A 16,264-nucleotide genomic window follows, 5' to 3' on the forward strand; every position below is an offset into this window, starting at 1 on the left:
ACAAAGATTAAGGCAAAAGCACAGGCAGAGGCGAATAACGAACTCAGTGCATCCATTACGGACGAGCTGATCAAGATGAAGGAGGCAGAAGCTCACTACAAAAATGGCTGGGTTACAGTACAGGGAGCGGATGCTGTGATTGCGGATAAATAAAAGAAATACAGAAAAAGCCGGGAACATTACGCCCCCAGCTAAAAGCATCAGAAATGGGAGGATACCGATGGAAACAGAAATCCAGAAAGAAAACGAAGAGAAGAAGGAATATCTGAGATCTTACCAAAGGGCTGCAAAAAGAGAAAAGGATATCCTTGACGAGATCCAGCGGCTGAGGGCAGATAAGATGTTTCCATCCGTGGCCAACGATGGGATGCCAAAAGGCAGCAGTCAATCAGATCTGTCAGACTACATAGCTATTCTTGATGAACAGATTGAACTTCTGAAGACGGAGCGATTGGAAAAGATCCGATGTTATCAGAAGATAGAGAGGCAGATTAGGCAGATGAGAAATGAGGATGAGCAGGAAGTGCTGAGACTGAGATATATAATAGGCCTGAAATGGGAAGAAGTAGCTGTGAGAATGAGTTACAGCTGGAAACATATACACAGAATCCATTCATCAGCTCTTTGCAATTTCAAGATGACATAGAATGACACACTTTATCTGTGATATTATTACAATGGATTTCAGGACAGATAGATGGATATGAAATCCTCCTTTTATGAGCACACTGCCAGGTTCATCTCCTGGCAGCAGTCATGGAACGAAGCTCAGTAGGGAGAACAGCTGGCTTATATCCAGCGTTGTCGGTGGTTCAACTCCACTCGTTCCAATCGGGTAAGCCCATACCCGTAGCAATAAGCTCTTACTTGCAGGAAGGCATCTGACAGCAGTCAGGTGCCTTTTAACATGCAATTTTTCGTACAGCGTGCACGGCGCCAGCGCAAATACGTTTCCATACGGCGTATGCGCGCTAACACTCCTTTGGCGGCAGCAATCGGCTGTCACTTATGGTGCCGGCAGGACTGTAGTTTACAACTATCAAAAACGAAACGAATGAGAGGTGGTGAGGCTTGGCAAGAGCACCAGATCAGAGAGCAAAACAGGCCAAGGCATTATATGACAAAGGTCTGAAATTAATAGATATTGCCAACCAGTTAGGAACCCCGGAGGGAACAGTCCGAAGCTGGAAGAACAGATACAACTGGGATTGCAACGTTGCAAAAGAAAAACGCAACGTTGCGAAAACCAAAAAGAATAAAAAACAGAATCAGGAAGAGCCGTCTGTAGATGAGGTCAGTTCTATTATAGAAAATCCAGAACTGACTGATAAACAGCGGCTCTTTTGCGCTCATTATATCCGATGCTTCAATGCAACAAAAGCATATCAAAGATCGTATGGATGTGATTATAGAACTGCACAGAGCAATGGGTATAAATTGCTTACAAATACTTACATAAAGCAGGAGATCCTACGTTTGAAGCAGGAACGCCTTAACAGAGAATTCCTATCCGAATCGGATATCTTCCAGAAGTACATGGATATAGCTTTTGCAGACATCACGGATTATATGGAATTTGGCATTGAGGAAGTACCGGTAATGGCCATGTACGGACCAGTCAAGGTAGAGAATCCGGAAACAAAGGAGAAAGAAATCCTGAAGAAAAAAGTTAATGTAGTGCGCTTTAAGAACTCCTCAGAGGTGGATGGTACTATACTGGCAGAGGTTAAACAGGGAAAAGACGGAGCCAGTATCAAGCTGGCTGATCGTATGAAAGCGTTGCAGTGGTTGTCTGATCACATGAATATGGCGACAGAAGAACAAGCAGCCAAGATAGCTCAGATGAAAGCCCAGACAGAACGTCTGGCAGCAGCACCGACAGATGGAGAAGAGGATGGAGTTGAGATCATAAACGATGCGGACGAAAAAGCAGATCAGAATATCCGAAATAGTGATTCCGAAGTATCTTCCGGTATTTAATAACAAGACGTATAAACACATCATCCTGACATCCGGCCGTGCCGGTACGAAATCCAGCTTTGCAGCCATTCGGACAGACTACCAGATCATAGCAGATCCACATGGATCAGCAGTGGTCCTGCGTAAGCATCATAACAAGTTGCGTAAAACAGTGTATAAAGAAATGATCAGAGGAATCAATCGACTGCAGGTGCCGAAGAACCGGTTCTATATAACCAAAAGCCCGATGGAAATCACCTATAAGAAGTACAGTACGACCATTTACTTTTCTGGATCTGATGGCATTGACGATACAAAAGGTATCATCGATGAAGATAAACCTATTAAGCTGGTTGTTCTGGATGAGTTGACAGAGTTCTTTGACGATGGGGAAGGTGAAGATGAACTTGCCAACATAGAAGCAACGTTCGTCAGAGGAAATAAAGCTGGATTCCAGATGATTTATCTGTACAATCCGCCAAAGAACCCAAATGCACCAGTAAATCTCTGGTGTAAGAAGATGGAGAAACGTCAGGACTGCATTCATATCCATACAGATTATAGGGATGTGCCTACAGAATGGTTAGGACAGGACCTTATCAATTCTGCTGAAGCTATGAAAAAAGTAGATCCAAAGATGTACCGATGGACATGGCTTGGAGAACCAGTCGGAGTGGATGAACTGATTTACTATATGTTTTCTGACCGACATAGGAAAAAGCCGGAAGAAGGCAGAACATACGATATAGCCTATATCGGAGGAGACTACGGGCAGCAGAATGCAACAACTTATCAGGCATTCGGACTGGATACGTATAAGCGGAAGTTCCCTGGTCTCGGGGAGTATTATCATAGCGGGCGAGAATCGGGGACGCAGAGAAGTCCATCAGAATATGCACAGGATCTCATAGAGTTTATGGATGAACTTCATGAAGAATATGCTGTCAAGGTATTCTATGTTTGCTTGGACCCATCTGCAAAAGGACTTCAGGAAGAAATCCGAAGAGCTACCAGGACTGGATTGGAGTATTCCGTTCTGATCCGGGATGCGGACAATGACGTTGCGCTTGGTATCAGCCGTGTACAGAAATCCTTTGCATTTGATATTCTCAGCATTTCTCCGAAACAGGAGAATTTAACCAGAGAACTGGGAACTTACGAATATGACAAAAAATCAATTGAAAAAGGAAAGGAAGTACCGGTTAAAGAAAATGATCACGGATGCGATGCGTTGCGATACGCAGTTATGACCGCATGGAGATATATAAAACGGTGGCTTCCGGCTGAAATAGAAGAAAAAGAATACATCGTAGATATAGCGAGAAAGGAGGTTAGGGACGATGAATATTTTTAGCTATTTCCAAAAAAAAGGAATTGATACGGTAGACAGCTCTTTTTACCGGATGATTGCCTTGTGGGAAAGCTGGTATAAAGGAAAAGTCAGAAATTTTACCTTTTACAGAATTTATTCCGGACAGGGGACCTATTCGAGAAAACAGAGAAAAAGTCTTGGAATGGCAAAGAAGCTATCTGAAGATATCGCAGACCTCCTTTTGAATGAGCGCGTTCAGATTACTCTTTCTGATGAAACTACAGGAAACTTCGTGGAAGAGATATTGAAACAGAACAGATTCCTGGTACTTGGAAATGACTATCAGGAAAGAAAAGCCTATTCCGGAACAGTAGCGTACATTCCGTATCTTTACGATGCAGAAGCGGATGCAGAAGGCAGGATTCTCTCTGGAACCGGAAAGATAGGCATTGATTATGTAAGCGCAAAGGACATCTTTCCTATAAGCTGGAGCAATGGAAGGGTTACGGAATGTGCATTTACTTTCTCAAAGACAGTAAACCGAAAGAAATATGTACAGGTTCAGATACATCAGCTGGAACAGACAGAACAAGGAATGCAGTATGTGATAGAAAATAGTGTCTTGGAATGCCAGTCCGGCAGCAGGGAAGGAAAGGAACTTACAGAAGAAGAGTGGAAGCAGTTAAAGCCGTTCCGATATCTTTCACCCCGTATTGAAACGGGAACGCCGGAACCGCAGTTTGTGATTGACCGCCTGAATATTGTTAATAATGCGGATGAAGATGAAAGTAATCCTATGGGAATTGCGATATATGCGAATTCTATAGATATTCTGAAAAAACTGGATATTGAGTATGATTCCTACAACAATGAATTTGACTTGGGAAGAAAACGGATATTTGTTGCGCCTGAGATGGTCAAGAATGCAGATGGAAATCCGGCTTTTGATCCGGAGGATACGGTTTTCTATCAGATGCCTGATAACTACGACAAGGACAAAGAAGGGCTGATAAAAGAAATTAATATGGATCTCAGGGCAGAGCAGCATTCAAAGGCTATTGACGATGATCTGAATTACCTGTCTTTGAAATGTGGATTTGGAACAGAAAGATACAAATTTGACAGCTCAGGAGTAAAAACCGCAACAGAAGTAATATCAGAAAACTCTGACATGTACCGCATGATCAAAAAACATGAGATTATCCTGGAAGATGTACTGAAGGAATTGGTGCGGATCATTATCCGGCTTGGAATTGTTTTAGGGAATCAATTAGATCAGGAAACAGAGATCACGATTGATTTTGATGATTCTATTATTGAGGATAAAGAAGCAGAGCGGCAGTCTGATCGGCAGGATGTCAGCATGGGAGCCATGCCTCTGTGGGAATATCGTGCGAAATATTACGGCGAAACAGAAGAAAAGGCAAAGGCAGCAGTTCGGCAGCCGGAGGACACGGTGATTGAATGACACAGGGCGAGATTGAAAAACTCACAGTGAAAGTCAGTAATATTTTCTCAGAACTGGAAATCCGGCTCATGACGGATATTGTCCGCAGAATCAAAGAAAACGGCTTTGCAAGTGCTTCGACAGACTGGCAGATCAGCAGACTCCAACAATTAGGAATGGCAGAAGAAGATATCCGTAAATGGATTCAAAATGCTCTACAGGCAACTGACGCGGAAATGAACCGGATATTTTCAGATGAGGTATACAAACAGTACTATGAACAGGAACATTTTTTCAAACTTGCTGGAATGCAGCAGGTACCGTTTGAAAAAAACATTGTCCTTCAGCAGTTGATCGAAGCGACCAAGAAGCAACTTCAGGGGGAATATCAAAATCTGACTGGCTCTATGGGATTCGCTATCCGCAATCCAGCAACAGGCAGAATACAGTCTTCACCGCTGATGGATTATTACAGATCCACGATGGACCAAGCTGTCACAGATATCAAATCAGGAGCATTTGATTATAACACTGTGCTCAAACGTACCGTGAACCAGATGGCTGCATCAGGACTTCGGTACATAGAGTATGATTCTGGGCACCGAGATAGGATCAATGTAGCAGCCAGGAGAGCAATTCTCACGGGTTTTCGGCAGGTACAAGGCCGGATTATGGAACAGACGGCAGATCAGCTGGGGACGGATACCTATGAGGTGAGTTATCATGTAGGGGCCAGACCAACACATCAGCCATGGCAGGGTAAGGTTTGGACATGGCAGGAGCTTGTTTCTGTATGTGGCCTTGGTGAGGTGACAGGCCTGAAAGGGGCAAACTGCTATCATGATTACAGGCCGTTTCCGCCAGGATCGGTAAGGACTTACACAGATGAACAACTGGCACAGATGAACAGGGAAGAAAATACCCCGAAAAGATACGGCGACAAGCAGTATACCACTTATGAAGCCTTGCAACAGCAGAGAAAAATGGAACGGGCCATGCGTGCCCAGCGCCAGAAGATTAAACTTCTTCAGGAAGGCGGAGCGGATCCAAATGATATCATCCTTGCAAAAGCAAAATATCAAGGACAAATGCAGACTTACAAAGATTTTTCTGAGAAAATGAAGCTTCCAGAACAGAAAGAAAGGATCATGCAGGATGGCTTGCGAGGCAGATTCATGCCGACTAAGGCCGAACTCAGAAAAATAAATCAGCCGACATTGAAAAATGCAGCAGGTCAAGATATAATCGAAGTTAAGAGAATTACTTTAACTGGAACGCCTAATAGTATCACTCAGTTAACTGGTAAGAAAGGTGGAATCGAGAGAAACTATTACGATGAGAATGGCAGACAGTATAAGCAGATTAGCAATCACAATCATGGAAACCCTAAACAGCATTCATATGGAGTAAACGGGGAGCATGCACATGATTACAGTTATTCTGACGATGGAAAAGTAAAGCGAACAACCAGGGAAATGACTGTGGAGGAGAGAAGGGAGAATGAGGATATATTATGACTGTGAAAGACTTAAGGGATAGGATTAACAGCATATGTACACATGTTCTGTTCAACTATAATGGGAAAGAGTGCGGCGTGGATCCGTTTAATGAGAAACGCTTCGATATGTGGTGCGGAGAGGATTTCATGGAAGCCCATAGCATTGATGAAGTGATGAAAGTTCCATTCTTCGAAGGAAAAGCTTTGGAGGATATTGTAGGCCAGCTGGAGAATGTGGAAGGAATGTAAATATGCACGATCCTGATTCATGATTGTAAGCAGATATGCTTAAATTGCCCAAATCATAGTGAGAAGTGAAAATGTTGAGCTATAACCATCGGTTAGAATGACTGGTGGTCTTTTTATACTCTTTTTAAGAAAATATGAAGTACAGAAAGAAACCTGTAGTTGCGCCGGCGCAACAGGGAGGTAAAGATGATACAGGTAAGAATTTCTTCCAAAGAAATCCAGATGCAGGGACACGCAGGTAGATCTGTGAATGGGCAGGATATTGTATGCTCTGCAATATCAGCCCTGACCTGCAATCTGATCAATTCGCTGGAAGACTTGACAGATAACCGGATCAGAGCAGAGACTGCTCCAGGGAAAACGATCATAAAATGGGAGAGACTGGACGAGAAAGGAAAGCTTCTGATAGATTCCTGGTTTCTCGGGCTGATAGCTATCAACCATGAATACAACTGTATAGAGTTTATTTAACCGTCTGGGCTTGCAGACGGTTTTATTATGCCCAAAACATGAAGGCAGTAAAAGCTGTGGGACCTGACAAGGCGATGGAGGTAAAGATGAAAAACAAGTTTATGAATTTACACATTTTCGAAGAAGGCGGTAACGGTGGAGAAGGAAAACCGGCCGGTCAGAGCGGAAACAGCGGGAATGGTAACGGCAGCCAGAGTGGAAGTGCCGGGTATACATTTGAACAGGCAGAAGAGATTGCAAATAACAGAGCAGAAAAGGCATCAAGAGCGGCACTCGCAAGTTTTTACAGGCAGCAGGGCTTAAGCGAAGAACAGATCACAACTGCTATTGCGGATTTCAAGGCAAAGCAGAAGGCACAGCAGCCGGATGTGGACGCAATCACAAAAGAACGTGATACGGCACGGAAAGAACTGCAGGAGATGAAGAATGAGAAGATTCTTACAAGTAAAGGCGTAAAAGCAGATGATCTGGACTATGTGATGTTTAAAGTGAATAAGCTGGTTGATGATAAAACAGACTTTACAAAGGCAGCAGAAAAGTTTTTGAAAGAGAATCCGAAATATACAGGAGCTGGAACTTACAGGGTGTCTACTTCTACAAGATCTGATAATCAGGATACTGGTGGAAATGTAAACATGAACATCAATGACCGGATCCGTGCCGCGGCCAGAAAATAATGGAGGAAAAACAAAATATGAAAAACAAATATATGATGAATTTACACATTTTTGATACGGATGCGAACCTTATTGATCGTACCGGCGCAGAATCCCTGATTCCAATTCAGGAATCCAATGAGATCATTCAGGGGATTATCGCGCAGTCAGCAGTGCTCCAGAGAGGACGAAAACTGCCGAATATGACTTCAAAGCAGTACAAGATGCCGGTACTTGATATGTTACCAATTGCGTACTTTGTCAATGGCGATACCGGTCAGAAAAAAACAACCAAAATGGCATGGGATAAGAAGTTTATTATCGCAGAGGAGATTGCAGTTATCGTCCCGATTCCGGAAGCAGTTTTGGATGATTCCGAATATGATATCTGGGCAGAAACCAAGCCAAGAATTATCGAGGCTTTCGGAAAGAAAATTGATGGAGCAATCCTCTTTGGTGACGATAAACCCGCTTCCTGGAGAGCTGATGTTGTGTCTACGGCAAACACTGCAAAGTCTGTGGCAACACTGAACACAGGCGATAATCTGTATGACAAGATTATGGGAGAGGGGGGCTCTATTGCCCTGATCGAAAACAGCGGATACTTTGTGAATGGACACATGGCAGATATTTCTATGAGAGCCAAGTTAAGAGGACTCAAGAATGCCAATGGCGACCCGCTGTTTAAGAGCGATATGCAGAGTGGTACCACTTATTCGCTCGATGGAAGTCCAATGAATTTCCTGAACAATGGATCTTTTGATAAGAGTAAGGCACTTATGATTTCCGGCGATTTTTCTCAGCTGGTTTATTCTATCCGCCAGGACATTACCTTTAAACTCTTTACGGAGGGCGTGGTCCAGAACACAGATGGTTCCATTGCATATAACCTGATGCAGAACGATATGGTTGCCCTTAGAGCGGTAATGCGTCTGGGATGGGAGATCCCGAACCCAATTAACAGTGTTCAGAAGGATAAAGCAAAGAGATGCCCGTTCTCGATTCTGAAAGCCGGAGAATAATAAAGGAGTGAAGTTCTGTGTATGTAAATTACGGATATTATGAATCCAAATATCTTTGTGACAGGGAGCCGGTAGTACCGGAGGATGATTTCCGCTTCTGGGAAAAACAGGCAGCAAGAGTGGTGGATCAGTATACATTTGGTCGCCTGTTTTCGAATTCAGACCTTGTAACGAATGATGTAAAAGAATGTTTGTGTGAACTCACTGAGCTTTTATATCAGGCAGATAAAGCCACACAGCAGGCAGCAGCACAGGGAGGCATGCTACAGTCATACTCAAACGATGGAGAATCCGGTACCTTTGATCTGTCACAGTCTACTTTTACAGAAGATGGAAAAGTGAAAAAAGCCAGGGAAATTATCCACCGGTATCTTGAAAATACAGGACTTTTATATCGGGGAGTGTGACCATGAACCAGAATTACATTCATACGATCACATTGTATAACCGGATTCAGGCGACTGACAGTGAAGACAGAAAGGAGCACTGGAAACGGACAGTGCTCCTTAACTGCTTCTGGAAGGCGCAGGTAAATACTGGATTTAACGGTACACAGGCGAGTGTACAGAACACCTATGTAGTCAGGATTCCGGGGGATGAGAAATATCTTCCGTATGCGGAGTATATCAAGAATCCAGAAGGATACTTTACAGTATCCCAGGGGGATATCGTGATCTATGGCGAATGTACAGAAGAAATCACAGGAGCATCTGGACAGACAGCGGCGCAGATCCTGAACCATCACAAACCGAACGCTTTTAAGGTAACCGCATTTTCCGATAATACAAAATTTCCTATAGCGAAGCATTACCGTCTGGGAGGATAAAGTATGAAAGTAAAATTTGACTGGAAGAAACCTCCTAAAGCCCTTGCAAAAGAAAAAGTTTGCGGAAGGGAAAACATGCTGTTTCTGGCAAACCAGGCAGCGAAATTCATGGATCCATATGTCCCGGCAGACAATCTGGTGCTTGCACAGAATATTTTTATTACCGCGGACGATGACTGCGGCCACATTATATATAACAGCCCTTATGCTCATTACCAGTGGGAAGGTGAACTGTATGGCCCAAATTATCCAATCACGGATGGAGGAGAAGTAGTTGGCTTCTGGTCACCGCCGCATAAGACACCAACAGGAAAAAGTTTAAAATACAGTACATTCCGGCATCCTTTAGCAACATCGCACTGGGATAAGGCGATGATGGTGGCGAGAGGATCCGATCTGGCAAAAGCTTATGAGAATCATCTGAAAGGAAAGGCGTAATGACAAAACATGAAGCGGTAAAAAAATATTTCGAACCCAAAGTAGAAGAACTGGCAGGGACCTTGCTGAATTTCAACTTTTCCCCGGAAGCACCGGACAGCATTTCTTTGATTACAAATTATTCTGATAAGGTCAGGAAGAAATATATCACAGGGAAAGTACAGAAAGAATACGGCTTTACCATCATCATCGTGAAAACATATTCCTCCGAACTGGATGATCTGAATCTTGAAGCTATGAATTTTGCCCAGGCGTTTATGGACTGGCTGGATGAACAGAACGATAAGAGAGAATATCCGGATTTAGGAGAGAATTGTACGGTTGAAAAAATAGAAAACCTTCAGAACATGCCGAACCTGTCCGGGGTAAATTATGAAGAAGGCCTGGCGCGTTACATGATCCAGGCAAGAATTATTTATACAGAAAGGAAGTCTAAAACATGAAATTAGAGAGAGAGGCACTGAGACATTACCTCGATTCCAGTTTTAAAGGAGAAATGAAATCTGCAGTCTGGGAAGTCCTCGGAGATGATATCGAAGATATGTCCGTAGATCTGAATCCGGATACAGAGCAGAAGACCAATATCCTTGGTAAAACGAAGGTAACAGACAAAGGATATGAGCCGTCTATGAGCGCAGATCCGTATTACGCAGATCCGTCCAAGAAGATCTATCCGAAGATCAGAGAGATTGCAATGGACCGCCTGAAGGGAGATAAATGCAAAACACTGATGCTGGAAGTTATCGTAGAAGATACCAGTGCTGCAAAACATCTTGCTTATGTGCAGGAAGTCCTTGTAAAACCGCAGTCCTATGGCGGGGATACAGAAGGTGTAGGATTCCCATTTAATGTGCTTGAAGATGGGGCAAGAACCAAGGGGTATGTTACTTCTGAATCCTTAAAAACAGATTCTCCGGTATTTGCTGAGGGCGCAATCGAGTAACTTACATAAAGCACAATAAGGGTGTCAGAAATGGCACCCCATACTTTTTTATGCCCAAAATTAAGGAGGAACGGAATGGGAGCATTAGATACGCAGAAAAAAGCAAACGAGATTGTCATTGATGACGGTAGTAAAACCTATGAAATCAAGAACCGGCAGGGAAAGAAACTGGCAGAGTTCTGCTTCCGCCCGGCGGATACAAATATCCTTACCAGATACGAAGATGTGAAAAAGTTTTTCGATGAGTTCCGAATTCAGGAAGACGATGACATTACAGAATGTCAGAAGAAGGTAATTGAGCAGATGGATTACCTGGTAGACGCAGATACCGGAAATACATTCTTTTCAATCATGGGACCATTTTCACCAATGCCGGATGGGTCTCTGTTCTGTGAGGTGTGTATGGATACGGTGTGCAACGTGATCAGCAAAGAGTTTGACGTGCGCCTGGAAAAGGTGAACAGCCGTGTAAACAAATATACAGCGAAATATCGCACTTCCGGAAGATATACAAAAAAGAAGCGCCGCCATGGATGATCAGTGGAACCTTCCTGAGACAATCGAGCTGGGCGGAGAAGAATACGATATCCGTACGGACTTCAGAGCGATTCTGGACATCTTAAAGGCCATGTCTGATCCAGAGCTGTCAGATCAGGAAAAGTCGAGGGTAATGCTTGAAATTTTGTACTTGAATCCGGAAGAAATCCCGATGGAGTTCCTTGAAGAAGCTATCGAAAAAGGAAAATCATTTATTGATTGCGGAATCACAGGAGAGAACAAAAGCAAGGTCAGATTAATGGACTGGGAACAGGATTCTCCGATCATTGCGCCGGCGGTCAATAAGAATGTTGGACGGGATATCCGTTCTTTGAAATATATGCACTGGTGGACATTCCTCGGAGCCTACATGGAAATCCAGGATGGACTATTCAGCCAGGTATTGTATATCCGCCAGAAGAAGGCAAAAGAAAAGAAACTGGAAAAATGGGAAATGGAGTTTTACCGGAATAATAAGAAACTGATCGACCTGAAACAGACAACAAAGAAGCGATCAGCAGAGGAAGAAGCAGCTTTAAACGAGCTGTTTGGAATTAAGAAGTAGTGAGGTGTTTGCGTGGCAGATGGAACATTAATAATTGATGCAGAATCAAATACAGACGGCGTAGAAGTCGGGATAAGGGACATCGAAGCTTCCGTAAAACGCATGGCATCCACAGTCGGGAATGTTAGTGAAAAAACAAGGATTGCGATCCAGAAACAGGCAGATGCAGTTTTGAAGCTGAATAATCAGTGCAGTCAGCAGGAGAAAAAGATAGAATCCCTGAAACAGAGGCTGAAAGAGCTTTCTGATCAGAAAATCAAAACAGACGCGTATAAACAGCTGGAAAAAGATATTGAGAATGTTGATGAGAAATGGTCAAAAGTAGAAGCAGAACTGAAAGAGTGGAGAAATTTAGGTGTTCCAGAAAATTCCAGCGGATTCAAAGCAAAAGAAAAAGAACTTCAGGAAATCTTAGATGTGATGGTTAAACTTGAAGAAAAACGGAAAAAAATGCAGGAATCCGGTACCGCTTACGTTGATCCTCAGAGTTTATCCGAGTATCAGAAGACAGCCTCAAAGCTTGCCACAGAAGAAATGCGGATGGATGATATGAACAACCGCCTGTCAACTTCTTTCGATTCTGTTAAGGAAAAAGTACGGGAATGCGGAGACGCTATGAACGGGCTTAAAAACAAGGAACCTATACTGAAAAAACTGCAGAAAGCGCTCGAAAAAATTTCTCCGGAACTTGCTAAAAAAGGGTTTCGGCAGCTGGAATACAGTATACAGGGAATGGCAAAAAACGTAGAGAAACTCTGCATGAAAATGCTGAAATTGTCGGCAAGCTCTATTGCTGGCGGTATCCAAAAAATTTCCGCAGGCATATTCGGTATTCATAAATCAGCAAACAAGAGTACGGCTTCGGTCGGTACGATGACCAAGGCCATAAAGGCACTACTAAAATACGGAATTGGAATTCGCGTTCTGTACCTGTTGATGGACAAGGTACGAAACGCAGTAGTCGAAGGATTCCAAAATCTTGCACAGTACAGCGGTACGACAAATAACAGTATATCCATGCTGATGTCGTCCCTCACACAGCTGAAAAATGCTTTTGCGGCGGCATTCAATCCAATTTTAACAGTTGTCGCGCCAATCCTATCAAAGTTTATCAACCTGCTTTCCCAGGCACTGACGTATGTGGGGATGTTTTTTGCGGCTCTGACAGGACAGAAGACGTTCACAAAAGCAACATCCGTTCAGGAAAACTACGCAGCCAGCCTGGATAAAACGGCAGACAGTGCCAAGAAAGCAGCAAAGGCTCTGGAAGGATACTTAAGCCCGATTGATGAGATAAACAATTATGACGATGGCAGCGATAATTCAACGGACGGAAATGGCAGCAGCGGGTATAAAGGTCCAACTCCGGGACAGATGTTTGAAGAGGTGCCGATCAAGAACTCTATCAAAGGGCTCGCTGACAAGATCAAAAAGCTTATTCAGCAGGAGGACTGGGAAGGGCTTGGAAAGTTCATGGCTCAGGGCATCAACAAAGGCCTTAAGCATGTTTACAACGCGATCAACTGGAAAAAAGTTGGTCCGAAAGTAACAAAATTCTGTAATGCGTTTACAAGAACTTTCAACAGCCTTGTCGACAACATAGATTGGGATCTCTTAGGCCGGACTGTTGGCGCTGGCGTAAATACGATTGTCAACACGCTCAATCTCCTGATCACAGGAATTGACTGGAAAAATCTTGGCAAAAAGTTTGCCGAGGGAATCACCGGTTTTGTCTGGGAGGTAAATTGGAAAAACTTAGGAAATCTTCTGGGGAATCAGTTTATGATCTCCTGGGATATCTTCAACGGTATGGTTCATAACCTGCCATATGCAGAAATTGGAAAGGCTTTTGCAGATCTTCTCAATGGCACTTTTGAAAAAGTTTCCTTTGGAGAAATTGCAGATACCCTGGCAACTGGGCTGAATGGTGCTTTTGAATCTTTATATGAATTTACTACAAATTTTGAATGGACAGACCTGGTAGACAATATTGCAAATGGAATCAATACATTCATTAGTGAATTCAAATGGAAAGAAAATGGGCAGAAATTGGAGGCGTTCCTGGAAGATCTCTGCTCATCTCTCGTAGACTTTGCGGAAAAAACAGATTGGGAAGAATTTGGCCGTGGTATTGGAACGTTTTTGTCGGAGGTAGACTGGAAAAAACATCTTAAGCAGGTAATTTATGCTATTAAAGAAACCTTAGAAGGTCTTTTTGATGGACTAGAGGAGGGCGGAACAGCAGGAAAAATTGTAGCATTTCTCGGAAAGGCATTTCTTGCAGTAAAAATTGCTCATATTACAGGAATTGATTCTCTTGTAGGTTCTCTTGTTTCCCACATAGGAAGTAAGCTGCTTGAAAAAGGAGCGGTTTCTGAGCTGAAAGGAAGCCTGACGGATCTTATAAGCAGCGGGCTCAGCGGAGCGGCTAGCGGTTTCGGATCTCTTGCGGATTCTATCGCACCGCTGGTTGGTACTGCTGGATTAATTGCGGCAGTAACGGGAGGAGCAGTACTTCTGACTGAAAAACTCGCTAGCCTGACAGAGGCGGCTCAGGGAGGGAATGGTATTCTTTCCCAGACAGGCGGTTATCTACATGATTACACGGGAGCCATGAGTGAGGCACATGCAATTACCCAGGATCAGGCAGAGGAACTATGGAAATTAATTGAAGCAGATGAATCTGCCGGAAAAGCAAATAATGAAATGTATGATGATATCATTCAGAAACTTTCCGAATATGGCGTATCTGCAGATAAAGCAAGAGGAATTCTTGAGCAGTACGGAGCGCAGGCCGGCGTATCGGCCGACTTTGTAGAAGATATGACGGCAAAAGTGAAAGAACTTGGAGCTGGATTTTCGGAAACAACCGGGAAAATTGATACTTCTTCGATTACAACAAAGGAAGCAATCAAAGGGATCAGGGATACACTATACGATCTGAGTATGACATCAAGCGATTATGCAGGCACATATCAGGGTGTTTTGAGCGCTTTTAACAATACAAGCGGTGCGGCAACAACGGCGCAGGAAGCTTTTGATATTGTTTATAATAGCTTGAAAGATGCGGGAGTACCTCTGGATGAGTTAAACAAGGCACTTGCAAAGAAATTTCCAGAAGCAACCGCAACGGCGAAAACAAGCGCAAATTCCAATATTGTCAATGCTCAGAAAACAGTGACTACTGCAACTGAAAAAATGAAATCGGATACAGAATCTAACCTTGCCGGAGTAAAAAAGGCGGCCGAAGATGCTTCTGAAGGTGTGAATACAGCAACTGTAACAAAATGGGGCAATTCCGCAACAGAGGTAAAGAAAAATCTGGATCAGATGAAACAGGCTGCAAACCTGAAACTGGGAGAAATGCAGAGGACTGTGGAAAGCCATTTTTCGAGCCAGTACAATACAATGACAAAAAAATGGGAAAAAGCAAGCGAGAGAATCAGCCAGATCATAGTTGAAATGAATGGAATGATAAACCGTAAAATGGAAAGCCTGGTTAGTTCTATGGAACAGGCCGGAAACCGAGCTGGAAGCAAATTGTCAGGCGGAATCGCAAATGGAGTAAGTGGAATTACAGGAACCCTTAATAGCATGATTACCAAAGTGAATCAGACAATAGGAAATATCAATGGAGCAATTTCCGGAGTGGAACGGGCATTTACATTTTCTTATAATGTTACAGGTCCTACAGGAAAAAGGGTTTGGGGTAATTATTGGATGAACTTGCCGAGAGTTAATTCTGTTCCGTATCTGGCTAGCGGAGCAGTCATTCCACCGAGATCTGAATTCCTGGCAGTCTTAGGAGATCAGAAAACTGGAAATAACATTGAAGCCCCGGAAGGACTTTTAAGGAAAATTTTCAGGGAAGAAATGCCACAAAAGCAGGACGGAAATACGTACAATGTATCCGTGACGGCTTCAGGAAAAAAACTGTTAGATATTATACTTGAAGAAGGAGAGTTAAGAAGAAACAGAAGCGGTGGTAGAAATCCATTTAAACTTGGAGAGGAGTGGTGAAAATAGCTGAGTGTTTTAAAATTGACGGGGTTGCAATTGCGACCCCGTCTGGATACAAACCAGTATTTTCTACAACAAGTACAAAAAGTTCCAAAAGAGATCAGGAGCTAAAAATGCATAACAGCCCGATGGGAACAATCGGAGGATACGATTTAACCTGGAACGAAATGACTTGGGATGAAATTGCAGAGATTTTAAACAGCATGATGGATAAAAGCGAGTTTACATTTCATCATAAAGATCCAACGATTCCGGGAAATGGGTTGATAAAACATTTTATGCGTCAAATTACAGCATGGGAGCGCAAACGTTAGAGGAATC

18 protein-coding genes and 1 tRNA gene are annotated in these 16,264 nt (G+C 43.2%); all 19 read left to right on the plus strand.

Translation table 11 applies throughout. From position 1 onward, the window contains the following. Positions 1–220: 220 nt before the first annotated feature. The 19 genes from KQI39_RS14895 to KQI39_RS14985 all read left to right on the plus strand — a co-directional run bounded on the left by KQI39_RS14895 (position 221) and on the right by KQI39_RS14985 (position 16,257). Positions 221–646: a hypothetical protein gene (locus KQI39_RS14895; RefSeq protein WP_216419298.1), complete on the plus strand. Its 426-nt coding sequence runs from the start codon at positions 221–223 to the stop codon at positions 644–646. Positions 647–757: 111 nt separating this feature from the next. Further along, a tRNA-Ile gene (locus KQI39_RS14900) sits at positions 758–831 on the plus strand. A 240-nt stretch (positions 832–1,071) separates the two neighbouring features. Then, entirely contained in the window at positions 1,072–1,980 is a 909-nt protein-coding gene (locus tag KQI39_RS14905; protein ID WP_216419299.1) for a terminase small subunit, read from the plus strand. Continuing rightward, positions 1,916–3,313, plus strand: a complete 1,398-nt coding sequence (locus KQI39_RS14910) for a PBSX family phage terminase large subunit (RefSeq protein ID WP_216419301.1) — start codon at positions 1,916–1,918, stop codon at positions 3,311–3,313. The genes KQI39_RS14905 and KQI39_RS14910 overlap by 65 nt, the downstream gene beginning before the upstream one ends. After that, positions 3,300–4,739: a phage portal protein gene (locus tag KQI39_RS14915; RefSeq protein ID WP_216419303.1), complete on the plus strand. Its 1,440-nt coding sequence runs from the start codon at positions 3,300–3,302 to the stop codon at positions 4,737–4,739. The genes KQI39_RS14910 and KQI39_RS14915 overlap by 14 nt, the downstream gene beginning before the upstream one ends. Continuing rightward, the gene (locus tag KQI39_RS14920; RefSeq protein ID WP_216419305.1) at positions 4,736–6,235 is read left to right on the plus strand and encodes a phage minor capsid protein; all 1,500 of its coding nucleotides are present in this window, start codon (positions 4,736–4,738) and stop codon (positions 6,233–6,235) included. The genes KQI39_RS14915 and KQI39_RS14920 overlap by 4 nt, the downstream gene beginning before the upstream one ends. Beyond that, positions 6,232–6,465: a hypothetical protein gene (locus tag KQI39_RS14925; RefSeq protein WP_216419308.1), complete on the plus strand. Its 234-nt coding sequence runs from the start codon at positions 6,232–6,234 to the stop codon at positions 6,463–6,465. Before KQI39_RS14920 ends, KQI39_RS14925 begins: the two co-directional genes overlap by 4 nt. Positions 6,466–6,651: 186 nt before the next feature. Then, complete coding sequence (locus tag KQI39_RS14930) at positions 6,652–6,936, plus strand: ribosomal-processing cysteine protease Prp (RefSeq protein WP_216419310.1); 285 nt, start codon at positions 6,652–6,654, stop codon at positions 6,934–6,936. 86 nt (positions 6,937–7,022) lie between these two features. Further along, positions 7,023–7,613, plus strand: a complete 591-nt coding sequence (locus KQI39_RS14935; RefSeq protein ID WP_216419311.1) for a hypothetical protein — start codon at positions 7,023–7,025, stop codon at positions 7,611–7,613. Between the two features lie 17 nt (positions 7,614–7,630). After that, positions 7,631–8,614, plus strand: coding sequence for a phage major capsid protein (locus tag KQI39_RS14940; RefSeq protein WP_216419313.1), 984 nt, complete (start codon positions 7,631–7,633; stop codon positions 8,612–8,614). 17 nt (positions 8,615–8,631) lie between these two features. Next, on the plus strand, positions 8,632–9,021 hold the full coding sequence (locus tag KQI39_RS14945) for a hypothetical protein (protein ID WP_216419315.1): 390 nt from the start codon (positions 8,632–8,634) through the stop codon (positions 9,019–9,021). A 2-nt stretch (positions 9,022–9,023) separates the two neighbouring features. Next, positions 9,024–9,440: a DUF6751 family protein gene (locus tag KQI39_RS14950; protein ID WP_216419317.1), complete on the plus strand. Its 417-nt coding sequence runs from the start codon at positions 9,024–9,026 to the stop codon at positions 9,438–9,440. Positions 9,441–9,443: 3 nt separating this feature from the next. After that, positions 9,444–9,878, plus strand: a complete 435-nt coding sequence (locus tag KQI39_RS14955) for a minor capsid protein (RefSeq protein WP_216419321.1) — start codon at positions 9,444–9,446, stop codon at positions 9,876–9,878. Further along, entirely contained in the window at positions 9,878–10,321 is a 444-nt protein-coding gene (locus KQI39_RS14960; RefSeq protein WP_216419323.1) for a hypothetical protein, read from the plus strand. Before KQI39_RS14955 ends, KQI39_RS14960 begins: the two co-directional genes overlap by 1 nt. Then, positions 10,318–10,821, plus strand: a complete 504-nt coding sequence (locus KQI39_RS14965; RefSeq protein WP_216419325.1) for a hypothetical protein — start codon at positions 10,318–10,320, stop codon at positions 10,819–10,821. The genes KQI39_RS14960 and KQI39_RS14965 overlap by 4 nt, the downstream gene beginning before the upstream one ends. A 75-nt stretch (positions 10,822–10,896) precedes the next feature. Then, on the plus strand, positions 10,897–11,358 hold the full coding sequence (locus KQI39_RS14970; RefSeq protein WP_216419327.1) for a hypothetical protein: 462 nt from the start codon (positions 10,897–10,899) through the stop codon (positions 11,356–11,358). Next, positions 11,351–11,923 (plus strand): Gp15 family bacteriophage protein, encoded by a 573-nt coding sequence (locus KQI39_RS14975; protein WP_216419328.1) that lies wholly within the window; start codon positions 11,351–11,353, stop codon positions 11,921–11,923. Before KQI39_RS14970 ends, KQI39_RS14975 begins: the two co-directional genes overlap by 8 nt. A gap of 12 nt (positions 11,924–11,935) precedes the next feature. Next, positions 11,936–15,943 (plus strand): hypothetical protein, encoded by a 4,008-nt coding sequence (locus tag KQI39_RS14980; protein WP_216419329.1) that lies wholly within the window; start codon positions 11,936–11,938, stop codon positions 15,941–15,943. Continuing rightward, positions 15,940–16,257: a hypothetical protein gene (locus tag KQI39_RS14985; RefSeq protein ID WP_216419330.1), complete on the plus strand. Its 318-nt coding sequence runs from the start codon at positions 15,940–15,942 to the stop codon at positions 16,255–16,257. Before KQI39_RS14980 ends, KQI39_RS14985 begins: the two co-directional genes overlap by 4 nt. Positions 16,258–16,264 lie beyond the last annotated feature (7 nt).

Origin of the sequence: Blautia sp. MSJ-36 (assembly GCF_018917985.1) — a bacterium.
GTDB lineage: Bacteria > Bacillota > Clostridia > Lachnospirales > Lachnospiraceae > Blautia_A.

Coding starts and splice junctions, on each gene's coding strand:
- KQI39_RS14965 (WP_216419325.1), top strand. CDS start 10,318: ATGAAATTAGAGAGAGAGGCACTGAGACATTACCTCGATTCCAGTTTT.
- KQI39_RS14935 (WP_216419311.1), top strand. CDS start 7,023: ATGAAAAACAAGTTTATGAATTTACACATTTTCGAAGAAGGCGGTAAC.
- KQI39_RS14930 (WP_216419310.1), top strand. CDS start 6,652: ATGATACAGGTAAGAATTTCTTCCAAAGAAATCCAGATGCAGGGACAC.
- KQI39_RS14895 (WP_216419298.1), top strand. CDS start 221: ATGGAAACAGAAATCCAGAAAGAAAACGAAGAGAAGAAGGAATATCTG.
- KQI39_RS14915 (WP_216419303.1), top strand. CDS start 3,300: ATGAATATTTTTAGCTATTTCCAAAAAAAAGGAATTGATACGGTAGAC.
- KQI39_RS14970 (WP_216419327.1), top strand. CDS start 10,897: ATGGGAGCATTAGATACGCAGAAAAAAGCAAACGAGATTGTCATTGAT.
- KQI39_RS14955 (WP_216419321.1), top strand. CDS start 9,444: ATGAAAGTAAAATTTGACTGGAAGAAACCTCCTAAAGCCCTTGCAAAA.
- KQI39_RS14950 (WP_216419317.1), top strand. CDS start 9,024: ATGAACCAGAATTACATTCATACGATCACATTGTATAACCGGATTCAG.
- KQI39_RS14910 (WP_216419301.1), top strand. CDS start 1,916: ATGCGGACGAAAAAGCAGATCAGAATATCCGAAATAGTGATTCCGAAG.
- KQI39_RS14960 (WP_216419323.1), top strand. CDS start 9,878: ATGACAAAACATGAAGCGGTAAAAAAATATTTCGAACCCAAAGTAGAA.
- KQI39_RS14920 (WP_216419305.1), top strand. CDS start 4,736: ATGACACAGGGCGAGATTGAAAAACTCACAGTGAAAGTCAGTAATATT.
- KQI39_RS14925 (WP_216419308.1), top strand. CDS start 6,232: ATGACTGTGAAAGACTTAAGGGATAGGATTAACAGCATATGTACACAT.
- KQI39_RS14940 (WP_216419313.1), top strand. CDS start 7,631: ATGAAAAACAAATATATGATGAATTTACACATTTTTGATACGGATGCG.
- KQI39_RS14975 (WP_216419328.1), top strand. CDS start 11,351: ATGGATGATCAGTGGAACCTTCCTGAGACAATCGAGCTGGGCGGAGAA.